The 8,617-nt window shown below is 69.1% G+C and carries 9 protein-coding genes and 2 pseudogenes (1 of these 11 running past the window's edge); 9 read left to right on the forward strand and 2 right to left on the reverse strand.

All coding sequences use genetic code 11. From position 1 onward, the window contains the following. A pseudogene (locus E6G06_08070) lies at nucleotides 1-394 on the forward strand (ribonuclease HII) (it extends 279 nt beyond the left edge of the window). A gap of 5 nt (nucleotides 395-399) precedes the next feature. Then, complete coding sequence (locus E6G06_08075) at nucleotides 400-1,320, forward strand: ABC transporter substrate-binding protein (protein TML92083.1); 921 nt, start codon at nucleotides 400-402, stop codon at nucleotides 1,318-1,320. On the opposite strand, the gene E6G06_08080 is transcribed toward E6G06_08075, so the two are convergent. After that, complete coding sequence (locus tag E6G06_08080) at nucleotides 1,256-2,476, reverse strand: acyl-CoA dehydrogenase (GenBank protein TML92084.1); 1,221 nt, start codon at nucleotides 2,474-2,476, stop codon at nucleotides 1,256-1,258. The two genes, E6G06_08075 and E6G06_08080, sit on opposite strands and share 65 nt — an antisense overlap. A gap of 108 nt (nucleotides 2,477-2,584) precedes the next feature. Here E6G06_08080 and E6G06_08085 point away from each other — a divergent pair, with 108 nt between their 5' ends. The 6 genes from E6G06_08085 to E6G06_08110 all read left to right on the forward strand — a co-directional run bounded on the left by E6G06_08085 (nucleotide 2,585) and on the right by E6G06_08110 (nucleotide 6,986). Beyond that, nucleotides 2,585-2,833, forward strand: a complete 249-nt coding sequence (locus E6G06_08085) for a hypothetical protein (protein ID TML92085.1) — start codon at nucleotides 2,585-2,587, stop codon at nucleotides 2,831-2,833. After that, complete coding sequence (locus E6G06_08090) at nucleotides 2,820-3,383, forward strand: TIGR03086 family protein (protein ID TML92086.1); 564 nt, start codon at nucleotides 2,820-2,822, stop codon at nucleotides 3,381-3,383. The genes E6G06_08085 and E6G06_08090 overlap by 14 nt, the downstream gene beginning before the upstream one ends. 199 nt (nucleotides 3,384-3,582) lie before the next feature. Further along, nucleotides 3,583-4,539 carry an NAD(P)-dependent alcohol dehydrogenase gene (locus E6G06_08095; GenBank protein ID TML92087.1) on the forward strand — a complete coding sequence of 319 codons (957 nt, stop codon included), beginning with the start codon at nucleotides 3,583-3,585 and terminating at the stop codon, nucleotides 4,537-4,539. 275 nt (nucleotides 4,540-4,814) lie between these two features. Continuing rightward, entirely contained in the window at nucleotides 4,815-5,042 is a 228-nt protein-coding gene (locus tag E6G06_08100) for a hypothetical protein (GenBank protein TML92088.1), read from the forward strand. 118 nt (nucleotides 5,043-5,160) lie between these two features. After that, nucleotides 5,161-6,138: an ATP-dependent DNA ligase gene (locus E6G06_08105; GenBank protein TML92089.1), complete on the forward strand. Its 978-nt coding sequence runs from the start codon at nucleotides 5,161-5,163 to the stop codon at nucleotides 6,136-6,138. A 200-nt stretch (nucleotides 6,139-6,338) separates the two neighbouring features. Next, entirely contained in the window at nucleotides 6,339-6,986 is a 648-nt protein-coding gene (locus E6G06_08110; GenBank protein TML92090.1) for a class I SAM-dependent methyltransferase, read from the forward strand. A 293-nt stretch (nucleotides 6,987-7,279) separates the two neighbouring features. On the opposite strand, the pseudogene E6G06_08115 reads toward E6G06_08110, so the two are convergent. Further along, nucleotides 7,280-7,873: pseudogene (locus tag E6G06_08115) on the reverse strand (sulfotransferase family protein). A gap of 301 nt (nucleotides 7,874-8,174) precedes the next feature. Here E6G06_08115 and E6G06_08120 point away from each other — a divergent pair. Further along, the coding region (locus E6G06_08120) for a DUF222 domain-containing protein (protein TML92091.1) at nucleotides 8,175-8,617 on the forward strand (443 nt) is incomplete at its 3' end.

Consider the following 8,617-nt stretch of genomic DNA (forward strand, 5'->3'; position numbering starts at 1 on the left):
CGACTCGCTCGGCATGTCGGCGGCCCAGCGCCTGGCCGCGCGCCGCGCGGTGGACGGCCTGGGCCTCACCGTCGATGCCGTCCTCATCGACGGCAACTGGGACTTCGTGGGTCACGCCCGCACGCGTCGCCTGGTTCGAGGCGACGCCACGTGCCTCTCGATCGCGGCGGCGTCGATCCTGGCCAAGGTGACGCGCGACCGGCTGATGCGCGCCGAGGCCGAGCACTTCCCGGGCTACGACTTCGACCTCAACAAGGGCTACCCGTGTCCCCGGCACAAGTCCGCGCTCGCCGCCTTCGGGCCCACGTCGATCCACCGCCGGAGCTGGGTGTTCATGGACCACATCCCGTGGGCCGGCGTGCCCCGGCGATCGGCTCAGGTCGCGCTCTGGTAGCAGCGATGCGGTGGGTTTCCGTCGCGTGCGCGGTCGCACTCGCCGGTGCGTGTGGTGGTGGTGGTGGTGACGCGAAGGCCGGCAAGCCCCGCCCGCTCCGCGACAGCCTTCCCGCGCGGATCCGGCAGACCGGCGTGATCACGGTGGGCTCCGACATCGAGTACGCACCGCTCGAGTTCTTCGGCGCAGGCTCCGCGACACCGCAGGGCTTCGACGTCGATCTCGCGAATGCGATCGCCAAACGGCTCGGCGTGCAAGCGCGTTTCGTGAACTTCACCGACCTCGAGGGGCTCCTGCCCGCGCTCGTCGCCGGCCGGTTCGACCTCGTGATGTCGGGCCTGTCCGACACGCCGGAGCGCCGGGCCTCGGGCGTCGCCTTCATCGACTACCTCATGGCCGGCACGTCGATCCTCGTGCCGAAGGGCAACCCGAAGGCCGTGCAGTCCCTGGACGATCTCTGCGGCCAGACCGTCGCCGTGCAGAAGGACGCCGAGCAGGACACCCAGACAGTGCCCGACCAGTCGGCGGCATGTCGGGCCGCGGGGCGACCCGAGCTCAACGCCGTCGCGCTCGCGAGCGACGCCGCCGCGCTCGAGCAGCTTCGGGGCGGACGCGTGGCGGCGATGCTGACCGACGCGGCCGTCGCCGGCTACTACGCCAAGACCACGGCGGGGGGAACCGCGTTCGACGAGACCGGAGCGCCCGCCGGTGGCGGCACCTACGGGATCGCGGTGGCTTCGAGCAGCACCGAGCTACGCGACGCCCTCGCCAAGGCGCTCGCCGCGGTGACGGCGGCGGGCACCTACCGCACGCTCCTCGAGAAGTGGGGCCTCACCCGCGCCGGGCTCGAAACACCCACCGTCAAAGGTCGCCGCGTGGTTCCTTCGGGAGGCCGAGCACCCGTTCGCCCACGATGTTGCGCATGACCTCGTCGGTGCCACCGGCGACGCGTACGCCGGGCACGCCGAGCACGAACTCGGCCCAGGCATAGGTGCCCCATTCGCCCGTGTCGGCGATGAGGCGCGGGCCCAGCAGCAGGCCGACGAGGTTGGCGATGCGCTGGAAGTTCTGCGTGAGCGACAGCTTGGCGATCGACATCTCCGGGCCCGGGAGCTGGCCCGCCTTGATGCGCGCCATCGCGCGCATGTTCGTGTAGCGGGCGACGGCACCGTGGATGTAGACGTCGGCGAGGCGCTGACGGGCGACGGGGTCGTCGGACCGGCCCATGGTGCGGGCCATCTCCATGAAGCGCTGTGAGCTCATCGTGCCCAGGCCGCCGCCGCCCCCGCCGATCGACGCCCGCTCGTTCATCAGCGTCGTCAGCGCGACCGTCCAACCCTGGTTCACGTCGCCGAGGCGATGGTCGTCGGGCACGTGCACGTCGGTGAAGAAGACCTCGTTGAACGACGCGCCGCCGGTCATCTGGCGCAGCGGTCGCACCTCGACGCCGGGCGCCTTCATGTCGACGACGAAGCCGGTGAGGCCCTTGTGCTTGGGCGCATCGGGGTCGGTGCGGCAGATGATCTCGCCGATGTCGCTGAACTGCGCGCCCGACGTCCACACCTTCTGGCCGTTGATGACCCACTCGTCGCCGTCGCGAACCGCGCGCGACTGCAGGCCGGCGAGGTCGGAGCCCGCGGCGGGCTCGCTGAACAGCTGGCAGGCGACGACGTCGCCGCGGTAGAGCTTGCGCAGGTAGGCGTCCTTCACCGGGTCGGTGGCGTGGGCGAGGATCGTGGGCGCCACCATGCCGAGCCCGATCCCGAAGGCCGAGGTCGACGGCGTGTCGTAGCGCGACTCGAGCGCCTGGTACGCGCGCTCGTACGCCTTGGGCATCGCCCGGCCGCCGTACTCCTCGGGACCGGTGATCCAGCCGAAGCCGGCGTCGAAGACCCGCGCCTTCCAATCCTTCGCGGCACGCAGCTCCTCGCGCTCCTCCTCCGGGGTCTTCTCGGACAGCAGACCCACCTTGTCGCTGCCTTCACCCCAACCCCCACGCTCGACCTGGCGGGGTTTGGCGTTGGCCTCGAGGAAGGCCTTCGCCTCGTGGCGGAACCGCTCCTCGGTGATCGTCTCGGGCACGTGGTCCCCCTGACTTGACTGACCGGTCAAGTGTAACGGCGGGGCGGCCGGTCGCGCTCACCGGGCGGCGAGTCTCAGGGCGGCGCTCGCGACGGCTACGGTCGCTCCGTGCTCCGCCGCGAAGCCCTCGTCCTCCGGGCCTTCTGCGTGTGGACCGTCTATGTCTGGGTCACGCGCATCTGGAACATCTGGGGTGACGACACCCGCGACTTCTCCTTCAAGGCGGTGCACACGGTGCTCGCCGTGATCTCGGTCGGCTTCGCGGTGGTCGCGTGGCGAATCGTCTCCCGCAACCGTCGCCGCACCCGTGACGCCCGGAGCGACCGCGTGGTGGAATCGGGCCATGAACCTTCCTGACATGCACTCAGGCGCGCTGGCGTCCACCCGCGCCTTCCTGGCGGCCGTCGAGCCGGGCCAATGGCACGATCCCACGCCCTGCGCCGAGTACGACGTCCGGATGCTCGTCAACCACATCGTCTCCGGGAACTTCTGGGTCGCCCCGCTCGTCGGAGGCTCGTCAATCGCCGACGTCGGCGACAAGTACGACGGTGACGTGCTGGGCGACGACCCGCTTGCGACCTACGAGCGTTCCGCGGGCGAGGCCGACGCCGCGTTCAGCGCACCGGGCGCCATGCAGGCGAGCGTGGCCGTCTCGTACGGTCCGGTGCCGGGCGAGGTCTATGCGGGCCACCGGTTCATCGACGTCCTCATCCACGGTTGGGACCTGGCCACCGCGACCGGGCAGGACGCCGAGCTCGACGCGGGATTGGTCGAGGCGTGCTGGGAGGTCGTGACGCCTCAAGCCGAGCTGCTCAAGGGAAGCGGCATGTTCGGCAGCGAGGTCGAGGTGCCGCCCGACGCGAACCCGCAGACGCGGTTGCTCGCGCTGCTGGGCCGCCGCGGCTGAGCGGCCCGGTGACCCGGCGATAGGCGGGCACTGTCGCGGCCAGCCTGTCCGGTGGGTCGAATCGTCCTTCAGGTGCTCAGTGCTCGCGATCGACGCCACCATCCAACCGCCCACACCACTATTCAACCGCCCGCGGGCCACGGGTACGCTCGTCCGAGATGCCTAGTTGCGCGGACCCCGGCTCCGACGCGCGTCTCGCTTGAGAGCAGTCGTCTACGACCGGTACGGCCCACCGGAGATGCTGCGGGTCGAGGACGTGCCGACGCCGTCGCCGGCCGCAGGACAGGTGCTTGTCCGGGTGGCTTCGACATCGGTCAACTTGTCCGACTGGGAGTTCCTGCGCGGCTCACCGCTCTACGCACGGATCGGAGGGCTACGCGCGCCGGCTCGCCGGACGCTCGGCTCGGACATCGCCGGACGCGTCGAAGCCGTCGGCACCGGCGTCACCCGCTTCCGTACGGGCGACGAGGTGTATGGCGACAACCTCGGGCTCAGGGGTGGCTTCGCCGAGTACACCGTGGTGCCCGAGTCGGCCCTCGCCCCCAAGCCCGAGGGGCTGACTTTCAACGAGGCGTCGACGATCCCACAGGCCGGAGCGATCGCGCTGCAAGGAACCGCCGGTGTCGGCCCCGGGCGACGAGTGCTGATCAACGGGGCCGGAGGTGGCACCGGATCGTTCGCGATCCAGCTCGCCACGCGCGCCGGCGCGCACGTGACCGCCGTCGACAACGCCGGCAAGCTTGACTTCATGCGATCGCTGGGTGCCAACGAGGTGATCGACTACGACAGCGAGGACTTCACCCGCACCGACGAACCGTACGACCTCGTGCTCGATCTCGTCGCCCACGGGTCCGTGTTTGCGTACCGCAGGGCGCTGAACCGTGGTGGTCGGTACCTCTGCGTCGGTGGATCGGTGCCGACACTGCTGCGGGTCGCGACCATCGGCTCGATCACCGGCCGGCTCACGGGTCGACGGCTCGGGGTGCTCGCAGTGAAGCAGGGGCCGACGTACTTCGAACCGCTGGCCGACCTCTGCGTCGCGGGCTACGTAGGAATCCACATCGACCGCACATTTCGGCTCGACGAAGTGCCGGACGCGCTGGCCTATGTCGGCGAAGGTCGCGCCCTCGGCAAGGTGGTCATCGAGTTCGACTGACGTCTTGGCCGCCCTCGACATCACGAGTTCGTGCCGCGAGCGGAGCAGCAAGAGCGTTCTTCCCCAGCGAGCCACCTGGCTCCCGGGACTGACCTCGACGTGCCGTTCGGTGGCACTCGGCCGCCTGTCGTCGACCGTCAGATCAGTCCGGCTCGCGGACGACGGTTGCCTCAGGTGGCGCGCGCCAACGGATTCGGTGAAGCGAAGTAGCAGCACGCGAGTTGACGCCAGAGCAAGATGTGCGGGTGTCCAGACGTGCGTGGCAGGCACCGGCGGTGCTCGCCGCTCTCTGCTGCCTCGCCGGCGCTGCCTACTTCGCGTTCGACTGGGCCGATTACGGCACGGACTCGACCTGCGGCAACTTCTTTCGATACAAGGGCCACGGCGGGACCTGCGCGGACATCATGCGCAATCGGATTCTCGGCGTGATCGGACTGGTTGCGCTTGCGATCGCTCTTGGGGCGGCAGCGGTGTGGCCGCTCCGTCGCCGCGCCAGCCGCTAGCCCTCCCGAGCGGCCGCGCGGCGCTGGTCGACAAGCCCGTGATCACTTGCCGATTGCACGGCCTCCACTTGGCGCGGCGGGATGCCCTTCGTGGAGCTCTGTCGATAGCTTTCCTGTGATGAGCGAGACAAGCGGCGGCGAATCACGGGACGGGGTGTCGCTGACGAACCTCGACCAGCCGCTGTTCGACGGCGCGGACGCGACCAAGCGGGACCTGGTGGAGTACCTGGACGCGGTGCGCGACCGGATCATCCCGGCGCTGGTGGACCGGCCGCTGTCGGTGATCCGCGTCCACCGTGGTCAAGAGGCGTTCATGCAGAAGAACGTCCCGAAGTACACGCCGTCGTGGGTGCGCACGGTGCAGTTCTGGGCGGAGACCTCGAAGCGCGAGGTGTCCTACGCGCTGTGCAACGACCGACGGACGCTGCTCTGGTTCGCGAACCAGCGCGCCGTCGAGTACCACCCCACCCTCGCACGGGTCGATCATCCTGACCGCATGACCCATCTCGTCCTCGACCTCGACCCGCCCGACGCCGGCGCCTTCTCGATGGCCGTCGAGGCGGCTCACCTGGTCCGCCGCGCACTGGCCGATGTCGGGCTCGAAGGTGCGGTGAAGACCAGTGGCGCCAAGGGCGTGCACGTCTTCGTCCCGATCGGCGACGAGGCGCCGGAGGACGCGGCCGCCGCAACGCGAGCCATCGCGGCGCGGGCCGAGCGACTGGGTCCTGAGATCGCCACGACCGCGTTCGTCAAGGAGGACCGTGGCGGCAAGGTGTTCGTCGACTCGACGCGGGTCGGCGGGGCAACTGTGGTCGCGGCCTACAGCCCGCGCGTCCGCCCCGGTGTGCCCGTGTCCTTCCCGGTGGGCTGGGACGATCTCGACGACATCGCGCCGGCCGAGTTCACCGTCCACACCGCGCTACGACACCTGGGCGACCGCGACCCGTGGACCGAGCAGATGCCCGGCCGCCAGCACTTGGCCGCAGAGCTCGTCGAGGAGGGCCGCGCTATCCCCGTGGCACGGGTGCAGGCCATGCACGAGGGCAAGCGACGCGCCCGCGCCCGTCGCGATCCGCACGAGACAAAGGGCGTCTGACGCGCGAAGTGGGATCCAGGTTGCGCGCGTGGCAGCCGTGCTGCCGGCATCCGCTCGTGGGTGTGGGGGTCTCGCCGGGCTTGCGGTGCTCGTGCCGTTGGAATTGGGAGTCGCAGAAGGTGATCGGGTCGCGGGGTGGGCCGTTGACGCGGAGGGGGGCTTCGTGCTGTCCAGAACGAGCGCCGAGCACTGGGCAAACTGTGCGGGTGCCGAGTTCAACCTCTTCGATACTCACCGAACAGCTCGCCTATTACCGAGCCATCGCCAACGAGTACGAGGATCACCGCATCGACGTCCCCGGCCAGGACGAGCTCCTGGCCGCCATCGACGCCTTTCGTCCGACTGGCGATGTGCTCGAGTTCGCGTGCGGCTCTGGCACCTGGACTCAATTCCTCGTTCGCTCAGCAAAGGCCGTCACCGCCCTGGATGCCGCCCCGGAGATGCTGGCTCGGGCAAAGGCTCGGGACGGCGTCGCGTCGGTGCGCTTCATCGAGGCAGATCTCTTCTCATGGCGACCCGACCGCGGCTACGACGCAGTCTTCTTCGGCTTTTGGTTGTCCCACGTCCCCGAGGAGCACTTCGACTCGTTCTGGTCTCTTGTCGATGACTGCCTTCGGCCCGGTGGGGTCGTGTTCTTCTTCGACGACAACTACCGAACAGAAGCCGAGCTGATCCAGGGGACGAGCTCGTCAATCGTCGAACGGCGAATCAACGATGGCACGCCATTCCGCATCATCAAGGTTCCCTTCCAAGCGGAAGGACTCGAACGGCGACTGCGCGCCATGGGATGGAACATCGCCGTGACACCGACCGCAGGGCCCTTCTACTGGGGCATGGGCGGTCGGTGACGAGCCATGGTGGCGTTCGATCCTCGACCCCGGTTTTCCGTGCGGCGATGAGTTCGGGCCCGGCGGCTGGATCTTGCGCTACGACCTCGAGGCGACCGGCCCGTGCGGACGACGGTGACGGTGACGTACGACTGAATTCGTGGCGATCAAGAGGCTCGAGAAGGTGCTCGCGCCTCGTTGCATCTCCTCGTTCGTCTGCGAACCGCCAGACCGGCGGCGGCCGAGGCGACGACGATCGGCATGGCTCGAGTCCCCCACCGCACCGCGGCGATGACGCGCCGCGTCACCTTCGCGTCGTTCAGGTGAGGGAACGAGTGCCGAGGAACGGGCGCGTCGAGGAAAGCGCACAGCGGCTCCCAGCCATCTGCGACGTCGAAAACCAGGAGCCGCTCGGGTGGGCAAGTCGCGCGCACGTGCGCGATGTGTCGCTCGAAGATCGCGACCGCGTGATCACGATCGGTGAACCGGCCGTCGAAGAGGCCGTCCCACACGAGTCGATCGATCATCTCCACCCAGCGTCGTGTCATCGGCACCGATCGCAGCATCCATGCCGGGAACGCCATGCGGAACCGGTAGATCGTCGACTCAGTGCTCGCCCACCACTGCTGCGGATTTCTGACGGTCAGCACGACCTTCGCGTCAGGAAAGTGCGACGCCAGCTCCTCCCAGACGCAGCTGACCGGGAAGTCGACGCCCGAGCCGAACCCGGAGAAAAGCTCGTCCCAGTCCACCTCGCCGGTGCGGGCGTACCGAAGCCACCTGTCGATGTGGGAAGGACGCCGCATCACTTCCTGCATGTGATACGTCGGGCCGAACCCGAGGTCCTCGAGGGCGCGCTTGAACGACAGCGTCCCGGTCCGGCCGAAGCCGGCACCGATCACCCGCATCGGGGATCCGCCCCCGGGAATGAAGCGGCCACTCGCGAAGTGTGGCAGGGGCCGCGTTGTCGAGCCCTTGATCAAGCGGCGGCCGTCCCGAGCACTTGCTCCGCGCTCGTGAGACCGGATCGTCGGCTCGGGGCGCGGTATGTACGGCTGCAGCGCGGACGAGCGGTCGCTGCAGGCCTCCGCGGTCAGTGGATTACTCTGGAGAATCTCGTTTTTGAGACTTGCGATCGAACGTGTGTTCGAGTAGAGTGACGTCAGCGCTTCCCCGTATCGGTGATTCCTCGCGTCCGCGGGAGAAGCGATGTCGGTGCTCGACGAGCTGCAGGCGACGGTGGCGACTCAATGGGCCATCCTGTCCGCGCTCGAGCCCGGCTGTCTCAGCGGTCCCGACGCGCTGCGTCTGTTGGAAGTCATCACCGAGGGCGAGCGGGTGCTGGCGGCGGGGCGCACGCTGGTGGCCAAGCGGGTGGAGGAGTCCAACGTGTGGCGGGCCTCGGGTGAGCGCAGCGCCGCCCACTTCATCGCGCACAAGACGGGCACGAGCGTGGGTCGGGTGCAAGCGGGTCTGGAGACGGCCGAACGCCTGGCCGCGCTGCCCGCTACGGCCGAGGCGTTCCGCGCCGGGACGCTGTCGGAGGTCCAGGCCGAGGCGATCGCTTCCGCCGCCGCGCTGAACCCAAACGAGGAGCGACCGCTGCTGAAGCGTTCGGAGCGCGACACGTTCAAGCAGCTGCGCGACGAGTG

It is taken from the genome of Actinomycetota bacterium (assembly GCA_005888325.1).
Taxonomy (GTDB): Bacteria; Actinomycetota; Acidimicrobiia; order Acidimicrobiales; family AC-14; genus AC-14.

Coding starts and splice junctions, on each gene's coding strand:
- E6G06_08090 (TML92086.1), top strand. CDS start 2,820: ATGAACCTTCCTGACATGCACTCAGGCGCGCTGGCGTCCACCCGCGCC.
- E6G06_08105 (TML92089.1), top strand. CDS start 5,161: ATGAGCGAGACAAGCGGCGGCGAATCACGGGACGGGGTGTCGCTGACG.
- E6G06_08075 (TML92083.1), top strand. CDS start 400: ATGCGGTGGGTTTCCGTCGCGTGCGCGGTCGCACTCGCCGGTGCGTGT.